This is a genomic window from Stenotrophomonas sp. 05N37 (genome assembly GCF_056397365.1).
The window spans coordinates 1-17,097 of sequence record NZ_JBFTNG010000002.1 but is presented as its reverse complement, the minus strand read 5'-3'; the positions used below and the strand labels follow the sequence as shown (position 1 = coordinate 17,097).

Here is a 17,097-nt window from a genome sequence, read left to right as displayed (position 1 = left end):
TCTTTGAGTGGAAAACGGGGTGGTAGTCGTTGCTGCGGTGCAGCCCCATCGGGCGGGGCCCGCCCATATGGCGCCAACCGTGCGCGTGAATTCAACAATTCCTACGGACGAACATTCGGAACTGTGACCGCCGACCGAACGGTTCAGCGACGTCGCGTTCGCGTCATTTTCGCGCTACCTTTGCCCTGCACCCCGGGGACCCCGCGCCATGGCAGGACCGCCCACGCCGCCACCCACCGCGCCGCTGTCGCTGCAGATCGGCCTGTTTTTCGACGGCACCCGCAACAACGCCGACAACCTGCTGCGTGCCTCGCGCCCGCCCGGCAGCACCACGCCCGCGCCCCGCCCCACGGCACCGCTGGTGGCCGACGACGCCTCGCCTTACCAGAGCCGGCTGACCAGCAGTTACAGCAACGGCCTGACCAACATCGCGCAACTGCATGCGCTGTATCCCGATGACCGCACCACGCCGGCACCGGGCAGCGCCTTGTCGCTGGCGATCTACATCGAAGGCGTCGGCACGCGCAGCGGGGAAGATGACGACCTGATGGGGCTGGCCTTCGGCATCGGGCGCACCGGTGTGCGCGCCAAGGTACGCCGCGCACTCGACGAGCGCCTGCCCGATGCCCTGCGCAGCCTGGCGCGCGCACACCCGCATGCCGTGCTGGGCAGTATCCGCATCGATCTGTTCGGTTTTTCGCGGGGCGCCGCGTCGGCACGCGACGCGGTGCACAGGCTAAACCGTGCCGATGGCCGCACCTGGTTGCGCGAACAGCTGCGCCGTACCGGCTGGCAACTGGCCGGCGAGGAGGCGGTACCGGCGCGACCGGCCCGCTTCGTCGGCCTGTTCGATACCGTCGTGGCGATCAATCGCCAACAGCACGATGAACTGCCCGAGGTGGGCCTGCCGAGCGGCTGCGCCGACAAAGTGCTGCAACTGGTCGCACGCGACGAGCACCGCCATCATTTCGCGTTGACCAGCGTCGCCCCGGAACACGAGGAAATCGTCCTGCCCGGCGTGCACGCCAACATCGGCGGCGGCTACGACCAGCGCATCGAAGGACCGAAACTGCTCACCCGACCGCTGGGCCAGCGTGTACTCGAGCATGGCCTGGCCGACACCGAGGCGCCGCCCCTGGCCGTGCTGCGCGCCACCGAGGTTTACCGACAGGCGCAGGCCGCGTGCGTGCGCTGGCAGCAGGCGTTGGGCCTGGGCGAGGATGCGCTGTGGGTGGACGTGTGGCATCGCTGGCAGGCGCAGCGGGTGGCCGGCAGCGTCAGCGTGCGACCGCAGTGGCGGTTGTTCGCGCATGCGGCGGTGGTGCTCAAGCGCGAGATCGACGGGCGCTACCAGTGGGTGGCGCTGCGCCTGATGCAACAGCGCGCAACGGTCGCGGGCGTACGCTGGCTGCGGACCGTGGACGAGGTGCCGGAGCTGGCGCTGCCCGGCGACCTGCTGCCGATCGCCGCGCGCGTGCTTGCTGGCCAGGCACTCGATGCGACGCAGGAGCGGCTGTTGCGCCAACGCTACCTGATGCAGTCCGCGCACTGGAACTTCGACGCACTGGGCGACACCGCCCTGCTGTACGCCGCCGACGAAGCGACGCGCGAGCTGCCGTACCGCCCCGGGCCAGGCTTGTTCTACATCAACCGCCCCACCGAGGACGGCAAGCGCGTGGTGTTGCCCAACGTGTGATGCGCCCGCAGGGGCGGCGGTTCATGGCGTCGGATGGAGAAGCGGCCACGCATGGCGTGGCTCTACGATGGTCCCGTAGAGCCACCCCATGGGTGGCTGCGCGTGGGGCCGGATCGAAAGAAGCACGCGGTCCCGGATCGAAAGAAGCAGCCACGCATGGCGTGGCTCTACAACGCCCTCGTAGAGCCACCCCATGGGTGGCTGCACGCGGTGCCGGATCGAGAGAAGCAGCCACGCATGGCGTGGCTCGACACCGCGCCCCCGTAGAGCCACCCCATGGGTGGCTGCACGCGGTCCCGGATCAAGATAAGCAGCCACGCATGGCGTGGCTCTACACCGCCCTCGTAGAGCCACCCCATGGATGGCTGCGCGTGGTCCCGGATCGAGAGGAGCAGCCACGCATGGCGTGGCTCTACACCGCGCCCTCGTAGAGCCACCCCATGGGTGGCTGCACGCGGTCCCGGATCGAAAGAAGCAGCCACGCATGGCGTGGCTCTACACCGCCCCCCCGTAGAGCCACCCCATGGGTGGCTGCACGCGGTCCCGGATCAAGAGAAGCAGCCACGCATGGCGTGGCCCGGCACCGCGCCCCCGTAGAGCCACCCCATGGGTGGCTGCGCGCGGTCCCGGATCGAGACGCAGCCACGCAGGGCATGGTTCTACCGTGCAGGGCCGCTGGTGCGTCCGGCCTGCTCGATCAGGTCGGCGAGCTCTTCTTCGTCGAACCCGGCCAGCAGGCGCGCCTCCAGGTTGAACGGGCCGTACAAAAAGCCGCCGGCGTACTCGTTCAACAACGCGATGAAGCGCGCACGCGGTTCGACCCCGGCGCGGTTGCAATACCAGTGATACCAGCGCGAACCCGCGGCCACATGCGCCACTTCCTCGCGCAGGATGATCTCCAGCACATCGGCGGTGGCGTGGTCGTTGGCCGAGCGCAGCTTGGTGATCATTCCGGGGGTGACGTCCAGCCCGCGCGCCTCGAGCACGCGCGGCACCAGCGCCATCCGGGCCAGGCCGTCGTGCGCGGTCTTCTCGCACATCTCCCACAAGCCGTTGTGCGCGTCGAAATCACCGTAGTCGAACCCCAGCGCCTGCAGCCGGCCATGCAGCAGCATGAAGTGGCGCGACTCATCATCGGCCACGCTCACCCAGTCGGCATGGAACGAACCGGGCAGCCCGCGGAAGCGGTACACCGCATCCCAGGCCAGGTCGATGGCGTTCAGTTCGATATGCGCGATGGCATGGATGAAGGCGGCACGCCCTTCAGCGCTGCCCAGCCCACGCTTGGGCAGGTCGCGCGGGTGCACCAGGGTCGGCCTGGCCGGTCGTCCGGGCATCCGGATCGGATCGGCCGGGGCGGCATCGGCGCGGGCCTTGAGCTGGCCCGCGCGGAACTGCGCCGCATAGGCCTGGGTCAGGGCCACCTTGTGCAGTGGATCGGTTGCGGCCAGGCACTGCTGCGCCGCGCGCAGCAGGTCACCGGCCGCCTCCAGCGGCAACTCCCCGGCCATCGGCACGGCCTCAGGCGCGGCGCTTGTGCTTGGCGTCGTCCGAACGCAACTGCTGGATACGCTCGAAGTACCCCGGCTCGATGCCTGTCGGATAGACGCCGTTGAAGCACGACGAGTCGAACGCCTTCAGTTCCGGGTTGCCTTCGCGCACCGCCGCTTCCATGTCTTCGATGTCCTGGTAGATCAGCCAGTCGCAGCCGAGGTGCTTCTCGATTTCCTCGATGCTGCGGTTGTGCGCCACCAGTTCCTCGGCGGCCGGCATGTCGATGCCGTAGATGTTCGGGTAACGCACCGGCGGTGCGGCACTGGCCAGGTACACCTTGCGCGCGCCGGCGTCGCGCGCCATCTGCACGATCTGCTGGCTGGTGGTGCCGCGCACGATCGAATCGTCGACCAGCAGCACCACGCGGTTGCGGAACTCCAGGTGGATCGGGTTGAGCTTGCGGCGCACCGACTTCACCCGCTCACCCTGCCCCGGCATGATGAAGGTGCGGCCGATGTAGCGGTTCTTGATGAAGCCTTCGCGGTACTTCACCCCGAGCGTGTTGGAGATCTCCAGCGCGGCATCGCGCGAGGTGTCCGGGATCGGGATGATGGTGTCGATGTCGTGGTCCGGGCGCAGGCGCAGGATCTTCTCGCCCAGCTTGATGCCCATGCGCATGCGCGCCTTGTGCACCGAGACGTTGTCGATCATCGAGTCCGGGCGCGCGAAGTACACGTATTCGAAGATGCACGGGCTGTGCTCGGCCGGCTCGGCGCATACCTCCGAGAACAGTTCGCCACGCGCGGTGATGACCAGGGCTTCGCCGGGGCGCACGTCGCGCACGCGCTGGAAGCCCAGCACGTCGAGCGCGGCCGATTCGGAGGCCACGATGTACTCATCGCCTTCGGCATGCGCACGCTTGCCCAGCACCAGCGGACGGATGCCATGCGGGTCGCGGAAGGCGACCAGGCCCAGGCCCAGCACCACGCTGATCACCGCGTAGCCCCCCTTGCAGCGGCGGTGGACACCGGCCACGGCGCGGATCGCTGCTTCCGGGGTGAGCTGGCGCTGCGCGTCCAGTTCGTAGGCGAACACGTTCAGCAGCACTTCGCTGTCCGAGTCGGTGTTGACGTTGCGGCGATCCTGCTCGAACACCTGCTGGCGCAGGCTTTCGGTGTTGATCAGGTTGCCGTTGTGGGCCAACGCGATGCCGTACGGCGAGTTCACGTAGAACGGCTGCGCTTCGTCCATGCCCTCGGAGCCGGCGGTCGGATAACGCACGTGGGCGATGCCGACGCGACCTTCCAGGGTGGACATGCGCTTGGCATCGAACACATCGCGGACCAGTCCGTTGGCCTTCTGCACGCGCAAGCGGGTGCCATCGGCGGTCGCGATGCCGGCCGCGTCCTGGCCACGATGCTGGAGGACGGTCAGGCCGTCATACAACTGCCCGGCGACGTTCTGGTTGCCGACGATTCCGACGATGCCACACATGGTGCGAATCTCCGCTGGGCTGTGCCCATCTACTGTGAAGGTGGCCGTGCCTGGCCGGGGGACCCTCTCCGTGCCGGATCGGGTTGGTCCGGACGCACACGCGCCGGATCGGTGTTCTGGGACGAACCAGACGTGCCACTGCGCGCCCCGACATCGGCCGGGTCTCCCGCCTGCTGCGGGGTCTCATCCAAGGGCCGCGGCCATCCGCGCCCTGCCAGCAACCCGCCCAGCACGCCATTATCGCCTGTCAGGCCCGGCTTGCCCAACTCCCCGCCGGGCAGTTGCGACATGTTCACCTCCGGCAGCGCCATCGGCAGGTCCTTCATGCCGTCCAGGCTGGGCATGCGATCCAGGCTGGGCATCTGCGGCATGGCGGGCATGCGCGGCATCTTGGCCTGCATCCAGCCCACCCCGGGGCCTAGCACCACGCGCAGGTTGGAGTCGCGCCAGGCTGCCTCGCGGGGCAGCGGCGTGTAGGACGCCACCAGCAGCAGCACGCAGCCGATCAGCGCGCCACGGACCACGCCCAGCGCACCGCCCAGCGTCCGGTCGGCACCATTGAAACTGGTCGAGCGCACCGCCTGGCGGATCACCAGGCCGATGCCCCATACCGACACCATCACGATCAGGAAGACGCTCAGGTAGCCGGCGAAAAAATGCTCGGTGCCCGGCGCGGAGGGCGCCGACCACCAGCCGGCGCAGGATTTGCCGAACATCAGCGCCGCCCAGCCGCCGAGCAGCCAGGACAAGGTGCTGATGATGATGCTGACAAACCCCCGCATGACGCCCAGCAGGGTGGAAATGCCGATCACGGCCAGCAGCACGAAATCGATCATGCGCGTCCTCCGCCGTGGGACGGGCCGGGCTCAAGCCACGGGCGCGCGGACGGCATCAGGGGTGTGGCCGGACCATGCCGGCCACGCCGACTTTGGACGCAACCTGAGCCTTGAGGTTCTCCGCCTCTGCTCGGTTGGCGACCGGGCCGACGCGCACGCGGTTGAGCGTGCCCTTGTCGGTGCGTACCTGCTCTACGAAAGCACTGAAACCGGCGGCGCGCACCTTGTCGCGCAGCGCGTTGGCCTCGGCCGCCTGGCCGAAAGCACCGAGCTGCACGGCAAAGCCCACGCTGCTGGCGGCCGGCGCGGCCGGTGCGGCCACCGGCTTGGCGGCCGTGGCGGTGTCCGGCTTGGCCGGCTCCGGCTTGGGCGCGGCAGCGGCCGGCTTGGGGTCGGGCTTCGGTTCGGGCTTGGACGCGGCTGGTTTGGCCGCAGCCACCGGCTCGGGCGGCAGCGATTCGGTCTGGACCGTGTTGCCGGCCGCGGCCGCGGTGGCGCTGGACGCGCTGGCAGCGACCGGCGGCGGCGTGGCAGCCGGCGCCGCGGCAACCGCGTTGTCCGCGCGTGCGTCCAGGGTGACCACCTCGGCCTTGACGTCGTTGCGCACCTTCACCGCCTGCAGGCGGGCGGCCTCGGCCTCGGCACGATCGGCATACGGCCCCACGCGCACCCGCCAGGCCTGGCGGCCGTTGATCGTGGCCGGCTCGCTGAAACCAGGCAGCTGCGACTTCTTCAGGTAGGCGATCACCGCATCGGCATCGGCCTGGCTGCCATAGGCGCCAAAGCTGACCGCGAAATTGCCTGCGGCCACGGCCGGAGAGGAATCGGCGGCGGCCGGTGCCGCGTCGGCGGCGTCCTGCAGCGGCTGAGTGCTGGAAGGCCCCTGCAGGCCGGTGGCCGCGCCGGTAGGCGCCACCAGCGGCAGCTCACGGGTCTCGAACTGGCCGTCCGACGGTGCTGCCGGCGCGCTGATCGGCACGCTCGCCACACCGCTGTCCGGCGCAGGCCCCTTGACCAGCATGGGCAGGAAAATCACGGCCAACGCCACCAGGACGATGGCACCAATCAGTCGCTGTTTCAGAGGAGTATCCACGGAAGGCAGGCAGGGGCGGCGCGGCGGAATGCCACGGCGATTATACGGGTGTCCGCGTGAGCGGTGCCTGCGCCGGCTGAACGGGCGCGGCGTGGTGCAGCGGCGGCTTACTCAGCGGCATCCAGCCACTGCAATGCCTGCGCGGCAGTGTGGAACGAGCCGAACACCAGCACGCGGTCGCCCGCCGCGCTCCCGGCCAGCGCAGCGTGCAGCGCATCGGCCACGCTGGCATGGCAGGTGCCGCTGGCGGCGGCGGTGTCATGAAGGCGTGCCTGCAGGGCAGTGGCCGTTTGTGCACGGGCGCCCTCCAGGCCGGCCAGGTGCCAGTCCTGCACCTGTTCGCCCAGCGCCTGCACCACGCCGACGGCATCCTTGTCCTGCAGCGCGGCGAACACCGCCACGGTGCGCCCGGCCACGGGCGCGGCGTTCAGCGCGATGGCCAGTTCGCGTGCGGCCTGCGGGTTGTGGCCCACGTCCACCAGCACCGCCACGCCATCACGCTCGACCTGCTGCAGGCGACCGCGGATACGGGCATTGGCCACCCCGGCGCTGATCGCGGCACGTGGCAGCGGCATGTCCAGCGTGCGCAGCGCGGCGATGGCCGAGGCCGCATTGCGCAACTGGATCGGTCCGCGCAGCGATGGCATCGGCAGGTCGATGCGGAAGCCGACATCACGCCAGCGCCAGTGCTGCGCATCGATCACGTCGGCGAAGAAATCGCTGCCGCCGCGGATCGCGTTGGCCCCCAGCAGGTATGCGCGCGCCAGCACGCTGGACGGTGGGTCGGTCTCGCCCAGGATCACCGGCTTCCAGCCACGGATGATGCCGGCCTTCTCCGCACCGATGGCCTCACGGTCCTCGCCCAGCCAGTCGCTGTGGTCGATGTCCACGGTGGTGATCACCGCCACGTCGGCATCGATGATGTTGACCGCATCCAGCCGCCCACCCAGGCCCACTTCCAGCACCGCCAGGTCCAGCCCGGCCGTACCGAACACCTGCAATGCGGCCAGCGTGCCGTATTCGAAATAAGTCAGCGTGGTGCTGCCGCGCGCATCTTCGATCGCGTTGAATGCGGCGATCAACGCCGCGTCGGAAACGTCCTGGCCATCGATGCGTACGCGCTCGTTGTAACGCAGCAGGTGCGGCGAGGTGTAGGCCCCGACCCGCCAGCCGGCAGCCTGCGCGATCGCTTCGATGAAGGCCACCGTGGAGCCCTTGCCGTTGGTGCCGCCGACCACGATGGTGTGCGCCCCCGGCTGTGCCAGCCCCATCGCCTGCGCCACGCTGCGCACGCGGTCCAGGCCCATGTCGATGCTGGCCGGGTGCTGCTGCTCGATGTAGGTCAGCCAATCGGAGAGGGTAAGCGGGCGGGCGGTGGTCATGGGCGTTGGATCGATGGGGCGGACGACGGGATGGGACGCGGGGCGATTACAGCGCGCGGTGCTTGGCTTCGCCGAAGAACGGGGTGTGGTGGGCGCAGTCGTTCAGGCGCACCACCTCCAGCTGGTCCAGGTCGGGCCCTTCCAGCAGGTTCAACGTGGTCGGGGCCTGGCGGAACGTCCACAGGCGCGACAGCGGCAGCCCCAGGATGCGGCACAGGATGACCCGGTTGACCGCATCGTGCGCGACCACCAGCAGGGTGTCGTGCTCGCCGAGGCCGTCAGCCGCGCGGGCCAGGCCGCGCCAGCTGCGTTCCAGCACCAGGCGCAGCGATTCACCGCCCGGCATCAGCACGGTGTCCGGCTCATCGCGCCAGGCCTGCAGCCGCGACGGGTCCTTGTCGTGGATCTCGCTGGCCAGCAGGCCTTCCCACTCACCGTGGGCGATTTCCTGCAGGTCCGGCTCGGTCAGCAGCATCGGCGCACGCTCGGTGCCCAGCGCCAGGTGCGCGGTGCGTTGCGCGCGCGACAACGGCGACGCCACCGCACGCGTGATATCCACCGACCTCAGGCGCTCCCCGAGGGCCTGCGCCTGGGCTTCGCCGATCGGTGACAACGGGATATCGATCTGGCCCTGGTAGCGGCCTTCGGCATTCCACGGTGTTTCACCGTGGCGGGCAAGCAGGATGCGCATGCGTACTGGGAGTCCTTGCGGGGAGGAAGGCTGTCGCAATCGTTCACATGGCGTGAATGATCGAGGGACACGCATGATACCGCGTGCCCTGCCCCGCTGCCGCCGTCGCGCACATCCGGTCGTGCGGTCGTGCGGCGGGTCGGCCAGGTCATGCCGGCCGCGCGTGCGGTGCGTGATGGCCCGCCCGCAGCCGGCACGCGCGCAACGAAAAACCCCGCGGCGTGCGCCGCGGGGTGTTGAGGGGTCAGTCGGCCAGGTTCAGCTCTTTCAGCAACTGTGGCGCGGGCGCCACTTCCTGCATGATCCACTGCATGTAGCGGCTGTCCACCGCAATCATGCGGGTCATCACCGGGTCGAACACCCAGTTGGAGCTGACCGACTCCCAGTTGCCGTCGAAGGCCAGGCCGACCAGCTTGCCGTTCGCATCGAGCACCGGCGAGCCGGAGTTGCCGCCGGTGATGTCCAGGTTGGAGAGGAAGTTCACCGGCACCGAGCCGAGGCGCTTGTCTTCCAGGCCGCCATAGCGCTTGGCCTTGACGGCATCCAGCAGCGCCTTGGGCGAATCGAACGGATCTTCGCCGGTTTCCTTGGCGGCCACGCCTTCCAGCGTGGTGAACGGTGTGTAGTTCACGCCGTCCTTGCCGTAGCCCATGACGTTGCCGAAGGTGATGCGCAGCGACAGGTTGGCGTCCGGGTAGACGAACTCGCCCTTGCTCTTCTTGTAGTCCGCCACCGCCTGCAGGTACAGCGGGCGCGACACCAGCGACTCGCCTTCGCGTGTCTTCTTCTGCTCTTCCTGCTTCAGCAGCGCCGGCATCACCGCCACCGCGTACTGGATCGCCGGATCGGTGCTGGCCTCGAAGGCCGCGCGGTCGGCCTTGAACCACTTCAGGCGCTCATCCAGGCTGCCCAGCCGGGTGCCGGCGAGCTTGCCGACCAGGCCATCCACGGCCGCCTTGTCGCTGCCTGCCAGCCACTGGTTGAGCACCTCGTTGCTGCGCTGCGCGGCCGGCAGGGCCACGTACTGGCTCAGCCAGTAGGTCTGCAGCTGCTGGTCCATGCGCGCGACATAGCGGCGGTCCATCTGCTTCAGGCCGCCTTCGATGGAGGGCAGGTCGCGCGTCTGGTAACCGGCTTCGCGCTCGGCATCGGCCTTGCTGCGCTCGATCGACAGCCGGTACAGGCTGATCGCCGTGCCCACCGCGGAGGTGCTGTTGAACTGGCTGACGAACAGATCGCGCTCACGCGTGGCCTTGCTCGTGTCCAGGTGCTGGACCAGCTGCGCATGCGCGGCCAGGGCCGGCTTGCCAGCGGCCCCGCGCTTCTTCAGCCACGCCAGCACGGCGGCTTCTTCGGCCTGCTTCTGGCCAGCCGCGTCGATGCGCTTGAAGCCCTCCAGCTGGCCGGCGTAGTTCTTGGCCACGTTGTTCATGCTGGCCGCGGTGGCGGCGTACTTCACCTTGACGTCCGGGTCGGCCTTGCCGGCCTCGTCGATCATCTTCAGCACGGCGTTGTAGTGGCGCGCGATGGTCGGGTAGGTCCAGCGGGCGGTTTCATCGAACTCGCCGGCCAGCGCGTAGCGATTGGTGCGGCCCGGGTAGCCGGCCACCATCACGAAGTCGTCGGCGCCCAGCGGCCGGTCGGCGAACTTCAGGAAGTGCTTCGGCTGGTAAGGCACGTTGTCGGCCGAGAAGGCGGCCGGCTTGCCGTCCTTGCCCACGTAGGCGCGGTAGAACGAGAAATCGCCGGTGTGGCGCGGCCACATCCAGTTGTCGATGTCGCCGCCGAACTTGCCGACGCTGCCCGGGGGCGCATAGACGAGGCGCACGTCCTTGATTTCCATGTTGCGGAACAGGCGGTAGGTGTTGCCGCCGGAGAAGCTGAACAGACGGCAGCGGAAACCGGCGTCGGCTTCGCAGGCGGCGGTCTGCGCCTTGTCGAACGCATCCAGCGCGCGGGTGCGGGCCAGCGGATCCTTGCCGGCGGCGGCGATCGCGGCCTTGGCCTGCGCGGTCACATCGGTGATCTGGTCGAGCACGTACACGCGGGCGTTGGGGCCGGCGCTCAGCTCATCCTTCAGGGTCGGCGCGTTGAAACCGTCCTTGATCAGGTTCTTCTCGGCGGTCGAGTTCAACTGGATCGCACCGTAGGCGCAATGGTGGTTGGTCACCACCAGGCCCTTCGGGGAGACGAAGCTGGCGGTGCAGCCGCCCAGCGCCACGACCGCGCCCATCGGGTCGCCGGTCAGGTTGGAGATCTGCTCCGGCGACAGCTTCAGGCCGGCCTGCTTGAGCGGGCCGGCGATTTCCGGCAGCTGCTGCGGCACCCACATGCCTTCGGCGGCATGGGCGACCTGGACCAGCCCAAGGCTGGCGACGACGGAAAAAGCGAGCAGGTTCGAGCGCATTGAGCAGCCCCTTGCAAAGAGAACCGCCGATTCTAGCCCGCCCCCTGCCCCGGGCCGCACCCCGGAAGTCATGGGGAGTGTGACCGACGCCGATCATTGCCGCGCCGTGCGCGGCCAGCCGGGCATGGCCCGGCTCTACCGTCTCCCCCAGTGGCATTCCGCCACTCGCGGCCATGTGTCCGCAGGTGCCGGGCAGGCCGGTGCAGGACCGTGTAGTGCCATGGATGGCAATACCGAGCCCCAAGGACGGGGTTCACGGCGTGTCGTGCACCGGCCTGCCCGGCACCTCCCTCGCCAGAAGGAAGCGCTGCCCCCACCCCGAACCACCCGCAACGCAACATGGGAAACCCGCCGGCGGCTCTATAATCCGCGTTTTCCCCCTGACGAGTTCCACCGAGATGGCGCAGCAAACAATGAAGGCCCTGGTCAAGCGTGAAGCCGCCAAGGGCATCTGGCTGGAAGACGTTCCGGTCCCGACCCCGGGCCCGAACGAGGTCCTGATCAAGCTGGAAAAGACCGCCATCTGCGGTACCGACCTGCACATCTACCTGTGGGACGAATGGAGCCAGCGCACCATCAAGCCCGGCCTGACCATCGGCCATGAGTTCGTCGGTCGCATCGCCGAAATCGGCCCCGGCGTCACCGGCTACGAAGTGGGCCAGCGCGTCTCGGCCGAAGGCCACATCGTCTGCGGCCACTGCCGCAACTGCCGCGGCGGTCGCCCGCACCTGTGCCCCAACACCGTGGGCATCGGCGTCAACGTCAACGGCGCCTTCGCCGAGTACATGGTGATGCCGGCCAGCAACCTGTGGCCGATCCCGGACCAGATCCCGTCCGAGCTGGCCGCCTTCTTCGATCCCTACGGCAACGCCGCGCATTGCGCGCTGGAGTTCAATGTGATCGGCGAGGACGTGCTGATCACCGGCGCCGGCCCGATCGGCATCATTGCCGCCGGTATCTGCAAGCACATCGGCGCGCGCAACGTGGTGGTCACCGACGTCAACGATTTCCGCCTGAAGCTGGCCGCCGACATGGGTGCCACCCGCGTGGTCAACGTGTCCAATACCTCGCTCAAGGACGTGATGAAGGACCTGCACATGGAGGGCTTCGACGTGGGTCTGGAAATGAGCGGCAACCCGCGTGCGTTCAACGACATGCTCGACTGCATGTACCACGGCGGCAAGATCGCCATGCTCGGCATCATGCCCAAGGGCGCCGGCTGCGACTGGGACAAGATCATCTTCAAGGGCCTGACCGTGCAGGGCATCTACGGCCGCAAGATGTACGAGACCTGGTACAAGATGACCCAGCTGGTGCTGTCCGGCTTCCCGCTCGGCAAGGTGCTCACCCACCAGCTGCCGATCGACGACTTCCAGAAGGGCTTCGACCTGATGGAACAGGGCAAGGCCGGCAAGGTGGTGCTGAGCTGGAATTGAGTCACCCCCAGGGGCGGTGACCTGGCGGCTCCCGGTGCGATGCCCGGCACAGGCCGCCCCCGGCACGGAAACGAAAAAGGCGCCCATCGGGCGCCTTTTTCATGACCGGCGATGCGCGCCCGCCGTGGCCTACTTGCCCACGGAGAAGGTCAGCACCACGCGGTTGTCGGCCAGCTTGCCGAAGTTGTCCTTGCCGTTGCCGTCGGTGCCGTAATAGCCCAGGCCCACGGTCACCATGCCGATCGCCTTGCTCACGCCCACGTTCCAGTCGGTGTAATCGTTGCCGACATCCTTCTCGAAGGTGCTGCGCCCCAGGTTGGCGGTCACCGCGAAATCATGGGCCAGCGGCCACTCCGCGCCCACCCCGTAGTACCAGCCATCGGTCCCGGAATTCCACACATCGTTGCTGTAGGCCACCGTCGCGCTGTAGTGCTCGGCGAACGTGGTCTTGGTGATGAGTTCGTTGTAGGCAAGGTCGCTGGCACCCGGGTAGGTGTAGCGGTTGACCATCACATCGACATTGACGTTTTCGCTGACATCGATGTTGTAGCCGACGAAGTAATCCACCTCGAAATCCGGGCTGCCGGCGCCGAAGTCCACGCCGGAGCCCCACACGCCCGCGTACAGCCCGACCGGCGAGGTATAGGTGAAGCCGGCCTGCCCGGTCGGGTTTTCATCGGTCTGGGACGCACCGCGGAAGACGTAATCCGAGACCGCCGTGATGTTCCAGCTGAACGGAGACTCGGCCTCGTCCTGGGCACTGGCGGCGAACGGGGCGATCAGGGCGGCGCAGAGCACAGCGGCGGCGGTACAGCGCGTGGCGTGGTTCATGCGGGGTCTCTCCGGGACGTGGGTGGGCGGATGCGGCGTGGTTTACGGTTTTTTAACCTGATTGATATTGCGATGCAACAATCACGTCTGCAACTGTCTTGCCGGCGTTGCCCAGGCCTGGCCTGCGGTCCAGCCCCCGGCACCGCGTCCCGGCAGGTAAAATCCCGGGTTTCCCGTGCCGAAGACTGCCTGCCATGAGCGATGCCACCTCCGCCCCGCTGACCCAGCACTACGTTGAAGAACTGGAGGCGATCCGCGCCCAGGGCCTGTTCAAGTCCGAACGCATCATCACCAGCCCGCAGTCGGCCGAGATCACCCTGGACGACGGTCGCACGGTGCTCAATTTCTGCGCCAACAACTACCTGGGCCTGGCCGACCATCCCGACCTGATCCAGGCGGCCAAGGACGCCCTGGACAGCCACGGCTTCGGCATGGCCTCGGTGCGCTTCATCTGCGGCACCCAGGACCTGCACAAGCAGCTGGAAAAGCAGATCGCCGACTTCTTCGGCAAGCAGGACACCATCCTGTACGCGGCCTGCTTCGACGCCAACGGCGGCCTGTTCGAGCCGCTGCTGGGCGAGAACGACGCGATCATCTCCGACGCACTCAACCATGCCTCGATCATCGACGGCGTGCGCCTGTGCAAGGCCAAGCGTTTCCGCTACGCCAACTGCGACATGGCCGACCTGGAAGCCCAGCTGCAGGCTGCCGATGCCGCCGGCTGCAAAACCAAGCTGATCACCACCGACGGCGTGTTCTCGATGGACGGCTTCATCGCCCCGCTGGATGAGATCACCGCGCTGGCGAAGAAGTACAACGCGCTGGTGCACATCGACGAGTGCCACGCGACCGGCTTCCTCGGCGCCACCGGCCGCGGCTCGGCCGAGGTCAAGGGCGTGCTGGAGAAGATCGACATCATCACCGGCACCCTGGGCAAGGCCATGGGCGGCGCGCTGGGCGGCTTCACCTGTGCCAGCGCCGAGGTGATCGAACTGCTGCGCCAGCGCTCGCGCCCGTACCTGTTCTCCAACTCGCTGCCGCCGCACGTGGTCGCCGCCGGCATCAAGGCCTTCGAGATGCTGGCCGCCGCCGACGACCTGCGCAGCACCCTGGCCGAGAACACCGCCTACTTCCGCCAGAAGATGACCGCCGCCGGTTTCGACGTGAAGCCCGGCGTGCACCCGATCAGCCCGGTGATGCTGTACGACGCGCCGTTGGCGCAGACGTTCGCCGAGCGCCTGCTGGAAGAAGGCATCTACGCGATCGGTTTCTTCTTTCCGGTGGTGCCCAAGGGCCAGGCGCGCATCCGCACCCAGATCAGCGCCGCGCATACGCGTGCCCACCTGGACCGGGCGATCGATGCGTTCACCCGCATCGGCGTCGAGCTGGGCGTGATCAAGAACTGACGCACCTCCCTCGGGTGGCGCCACCCAATGGGTGGCGGCCCTCCGCAGCGGTGTCATGAACACCTGGCCGGGGCACGCCTGCGTGCCCCCGCCGACCCACGTCCGGCGTTACCCGCTTACTTCTTCTTTTTCTTCTTGTCCTTGGCCTGTTCCTTGCTGGCCACCACCACCGGTGCCGCCACCGGGCGGTCCTGGCCATTGCCCTTGGCCACGCGGATGCCATTGGCCTTCATCCAGGCGTCGAACTCATCGGCGGACATTTTCTTGTCGCCATTGCTCATCATGAAGCGGTAGCTGCCGCGCCCATCGAGTTCGGGCGTTTTGACTTCCACCATGTTCTCGATGACCGGCGCATCGGCCTTGGCCGTTTGCTTGTGGCCACCACAGGCCGTCAGCAGCACGGCCGGCAGCAGCAGGCAGGCGCCGCGGAACAGCGGGCGGTTGAGGAGGTTGGCGTGCATGGGGGAATCTCCCGGTAGTGAATGGAACGTCGGGTACAAGGCCATCCATTGCCCGGTTCGGTCTGCCTGCCACGCACGGGCAGGCTGGAAAGTCACGGCGGGGCCGCGGCGCCATCGGCCGCGGCATACAACGCATCCAGATCGTGCGGGCTCAGCTCGCGCCAGGCCCCCTTGCCCAGCTCGCCCATCGGCAGCTGCCCGATGGCCACGCGCACCAGGCGCAGCACGCTGATGTCCAGGGCAGCGAGGAGGCGGCGGATGTGCCGGTTGCGGCCTTCGTCGAGCACCACTTCCAGCCAGGCGGTCTTCTCACCGCTGCGCAGCAGCGTGGCGCGGCGCGCGCGCAGCCGTTCGCCCTCTTCTTCCACGCCCGTGCACAGCGCCTGCAACTGGGCGGCATCGGGAATGGCGTCGATCTGCACGTGGTAGGTTTTGTCCGGGCCGGTGGCCGGATCGGTCAGCCGCGCCGCCCACTGCGGGTCGTTGCTGAACAACAGCAGCCCTTCGCTGGCCTTGTCCAGGCGCCCCACCGGGGCGATCCAGGGCAGGCCCGCGCCATCGAAGCACCGGTAGACGGTGTCGCGGCCCTGCTCGTCCTGCGCGGTGGTGACCAGGCCGCGCGGCTTGTTGAGCATGAGGTGGATGCGCCGCGGAGCGTCGAGCGGCTGGCCGTCGACGCGCACCTGGTGGCGCCCGTCGACAATGGGGAATTCGGGATTGTTGATGACGCGGCCATCGACGGTGACCCGCCCGGCCTGGATCCAGCGCGCCGCTTCGGTGCGTGAACACAGGCCGGCCTTGGACAACACGCGCGCCAGGCCGTGGCGCGTGGCGCCGTCACTGCGCGCGGGACTTGCCGGTGACGCACGCCGCTCGGGGCGGCGTGGTCGGGATGCAGGCGCGGCGGGGGGCCGGCGTGTGCTCATCGTGCTCCGCGCAGCGCGCGGCTTACTTCTTCTCGCCCGGCTTGGTGTCAGCCGGTGCGTCGGCGGCAGCCGGTGCGGCGGCGGGAACCGGACGTGCCTTGACCACGCGCACACCGCGCGCCTTCATCCAGGCGTCGAACTCTTCGGCGGTCATGCGCTTGCCGTTCTGGCTCATGTCGAAGCGCCACGGGGTATTGTCGAATTCGGTCGCCGGCTTGTAGGCGGCCGGGTCGTTGGCCTTGATCGCCGGTGCGCCGGGCATGGCCTTGGCGATGTTCTGGCAGCCGTCGATGCGCAGGCGCTGCAGGACGCGGTCGAGCGACTGCTGCTGGTCGAAATTGGAGGTGAGCACGCCAGCGGGCATGCCAAGCTGGACGTTGCGGATGTAAAGCTCTTCGGCAACCGGCGCGATGGCGGTGGCCGGCAGCGGCAGCGGCGAGGCGCTGATGGCACGTGCCGAGCAATCCACGGCTGCGTAGGCGGTGGGGATCAGGGCCAGGCCGAGCACGGCGGCCAGTGCGATACGCAGCATGGGATGCATCCAGGGAATAGGGTGACGCGGCGAGTTTAACAGCGCCACAACGGCTTTCAAGATCCCACATTCAATGAATACGGCAACTTGTTGGATTTATTGTTGATTTCTTGCCCGATCGCGGAGAGGCGACTCCGTCTTGGTCGTCTGCGAGCGTAAGGGCCCCGTCGCGGCCGGTAGGCCCCCTGGCGTAGTGTCCCCCGGCCTCGCGGCCTCCTCCTTTATTTTGCCCAGGAGCCTACCGGCCGCGACGGGGCTCGCTTGCGGTGGGGAGGTCAACCCCAGGCTTTTCTCACTTCCGTCGGTGGGTCGTGCGCTGGGGTCCCATGCCCTTTCCGGCGAATGTCCCCCGGCGTCGGCCTGCGGCCGCCCCCTCCTCCTTTATTTCGCCTCCAAGGGCATGGGACCCCAG

Annotated in this window: 14 protein-coding genes; 3 read left to right on the top strand and 11 right to left on the bottom strand. The window is 68.2% G+C overall.

Annotated elements, in window-relative coordinates; genetic code table 11:
• Window positions 1-208: 208 nt before the first annotated feature.
• Window positions 209-1,696, top strand: a complete 1,488-nt coding sequence (locus tag AC1DGC_RS06595) for a phospholipase effector Tle1 domain-containing protein (RefSeq protein WP_478047487.1) — start codon at window positions 209-211, stop codon at window positions 1,694-1,696.
• Window positions 1,697-2,355: 659 nt separating this feature from the next.
• Here the strand turns inward: AC1DGC_RS06595 and AC1DGC_RS06590 are convergent.
• The 7 genes from AC1DGC_RS06590 to AC1DGC_RS06560 form a co-directional block, all read right to left on the bottom strand.
• A complete protein-coding gene (locus AC1DGC_RS06590; protein WP_478047486.1) occupies window positions 2,356-3,207 on the bottom strand; it encodes a ferritin-like domain-containing protein in 852 nt (283 codons plus the stop codon).
• A 10-nt stretch (window positions 3,208-3,217) separates the two neighbouring features.
• A complete protein-coding gene (gene purF, locus AC1DGC_RS06585; protein ID WP_259209960.1) occupies window positions 3,218-4,684 on the bottom strand; it encodes an amidophosphoribosyltransferase in 1,467 nt (488 codons plus the stop codon).
• Window positions 4,685-4,713: 29 nt separating this feature from the next.
• A complete protein-coding gene (locus AC1DGC_RS06580; protein ID WP_259209958.1) occupies window positions 4,714-5,520 on the bottom strand; it encodes a CvpA family protein in 807 nt (268 codons plus the stop codon).
• 55 nt (window positions 5,521-5,575) lie between these two features.
• Window positions 5,576-6,613 carry an SPOR domain-containing protein gene (locus AC1DGC_RS06575; RefSeq protein WP_478047485.1) on the bottom strand — a complete coding sequence of 346 codons (1,038 nt, stop codon included), beginning with the start codon at window positions 6,611-6,613 and terminating at the stop codon, window positions 5,576-5,578.
• Between the two features lie 107 nt (window positions 6,614-6,720).
• Window positions 6,721-7,995: a bifunctional tetrahydrofolate synthase/dihydrofolate synthase gene (gene folC, locus AC1DGC_RS06570; RefSeq protein WP_259209954.1), complete on the bottom strand. Its 1,275-nt coding sequence runs from the start codon at window positions 7,993-7,995 to the stop codon at window positions 6,721-6,723.
• Window positions 7,996-8,041: 46 nt separating this feature from the next.
• Window positions 8,042-8,686 (bottom strand): histidine phosphatase family protein, encoded by a 645-nt coding sequence (locus tag AC1DGC_RS06565; protein WP_259209953.1) that lies wholly within the window; start codon window positions 8,684-8,686, stop codon window positions 8,042-8,044.
• Window positions 8,687-8,930: 244 nt separating this feature from the next.
• On the bottom strand, window positions 8,931-11,093 hold the full coding sequence (locus AC1DGC_RS06560) for a S46 family peptidase (protein WP_478047484.1): 2,163 nt from the start codon (window positions 11,091-11,093) through the stop codon (window positions 8,931-8,933).
• 413 nt (window positions 11,094-11,506) lie between these two features.
• On the opposite strand from AC1DGC_RS06560, the gene tdh reads away from it, so the two are divergent.
• Window positions 11,507-12,529 (top strand): L-threonine 3-dehydrogenase, encoded by a 1,023-nt coding sequence (gene tdh / locus AC1DGC_RS06555; RefSeq protein WP_259210047.1) that lies wholly within the window; start codon window positions 11,507-11,509, stop codon window positions 12,527-12,529.
• A 129-nt stretch (window positions 12,530-12,658) separates the two neighbouring features.
• Here tdh and AC1DGC_RS06550 read toward each other — a convergent pair whose 3' ends face one another.
• Complete coding sequence (locus AC1DGC_RS06550) at window positions 12,659-13,360, bottom strand: TorF family putative porin (protein WP_259209947.1); 702 nt, start codon at window positions 13,358-13,360, stop codon at window positions 12,659-12,661.
• A gap of 194 nt (window positions 13,361-13,554) precedes the next feature.
• On the opposite strand from AC1DGC_RS06550, the gene kbl reads away from it, so the two are divergent.
• Complete coding sequence (gene kbl, locus AC1DGC_RS06545; protein WP_259209945.1) at window positions 13,555-14,766, top strand: glycine C-acetyltransferase; 1,212 nt, start codon at window positions 13,555-13,557, stop codon at window positions 14,764-14,766.
• Between the two features lie 116 nt (window positions 14,767-14,882).
• Here the strand turns inward: kbl and AC1DGC_RS06540 are convergent, their stop codons facing one another.
• From AC1DGC_RS06540 to AC1DGC_RS06530, 3 genes are all read right to left on the bottom strand, one after another.
• Complete coding sequence (locus AC1DGC_RS06540; protein ID WP_259209942.1) at window positions 14,883-15,227, bottom strand: hypothetical protein; 345 nt, start codon at window positions 15,225-15,227, stop codon at window positions 14,883-14,885.
• A gap of 92 nt (window positions 15,228-15,319) precedes the next feature.
• Window positions 15,320-16,153 (bottom strand): pseudouridine synthase, encoded by an 834-nt coding sequence (locus AC1DGC_RS06535; protein ID WP_478047483.1) that lies wholly within the window; start codon window positions 16,151-16,153, stop codon window positions 15,320-15,322.
• Between the two features lie 22 nt (window positions 16,154-16,175).
• Complete coding sequence (locus AC1DGC_RS06530) at window positions 16,176-16,685, bottom strand: hypothetical protein (protein ID WP_259209939.1); 510 nt, start codon at window positions 16,683-16,685, stop codon at window positions 16,176-16,178.
• Window positions 16,686-17,097 lie beyond the last annotated feature (412 nt).

Coding starts and splice junctions, on each gene's coding strand:
- AC1DGC_RS06595 (WP_478047487.1), top strand. CDS start 209: ATGGCAGGACCGCCCACGCCGCCACCCACCGCGCCGCTGTCGCTGCAG.
- AC1DGC_RS06590 (WP_478047486.1), bottom strand. CDS start 3,207: ATGGCCGGGGAGTTGCCGCTGGAGGCGGCCGGTGACCTGCTGCGCGCG.
- purF (WP_259209960.1), bottom strand. CDS start 4,684: ATGTGTGGCATCGTCGGAATCGTCGGCAACCAGAACGTCGCCGGGCAG.
- AC1DGC_RS06580 (WP_259209958.1), bottom strand. CDS start 5,520: ATGATCGATTTCGTGCTGCTGGCCGTGATCGGCATTTCCACCCTGCTG.
- folC (WP_259209954.1), bottom strand. CDS start 7,995: ATGACCACCGCCCGCCCGCTTACCCTCTCCGATTGGCTGACCTACATC.
- AC1DGC_RS06565 (WP_259209953.1), bottom strand. CDS start 8,686: ATGCGCATCCTGCTTGCCCGCCACGGTGAAACACCGTGGAATGCCGAA.
- AC1DGC_RS06560 (WP_478047484.1), bottom strand. CDS start 11,093: ATGCGCTCGAACCTGCTCGCTTTTTCCGTCGTCGCCAGCCTTGGGCTG.
- tdh (WP_259210047.1), top strand. CDS start 11,507: ATGAAGGCCCTGGTCAAGCGTGAAGCCGCCAAGGGCATCTGGCTGGAA.
- AC1DGC_RS06550 (WP_259209947.1), bottom strand. CDS start 13,360: ATGAACCACGCCACGCGCTGTACCGCCGCCGCTGTGCTCTGCGCCGCC.
- kbl (WP_259209945.1), top strand. CDS start 13,555: ATGAGCGATGCCACCTCCGCCCCGCTGACCCAGCACTACGTTGAAGAA.
- AC1DGC_RS06540 (WP_259209942.1), bottom strand. CDS start 15,227: ATGCACGCCAACCTCCTCAACCGCCCGCTGTTCCGCGGCGCCTGCCTG.
- AC1DGC_RS06535 (WP_478047483.1), bottom strand. CDS start 16,153: ATGAGCACACGCCGGCCCCCCGCCGCGCCTGCATCCCGACCACGCCGC.
- AC1DGC_RS06530 (WP_259209939.1), bottom strand. CDS start 16,685: ATGCTGCGTATCGCACTGGCCGCCGTGCTCGGCCTGGCCCTGATCCCC.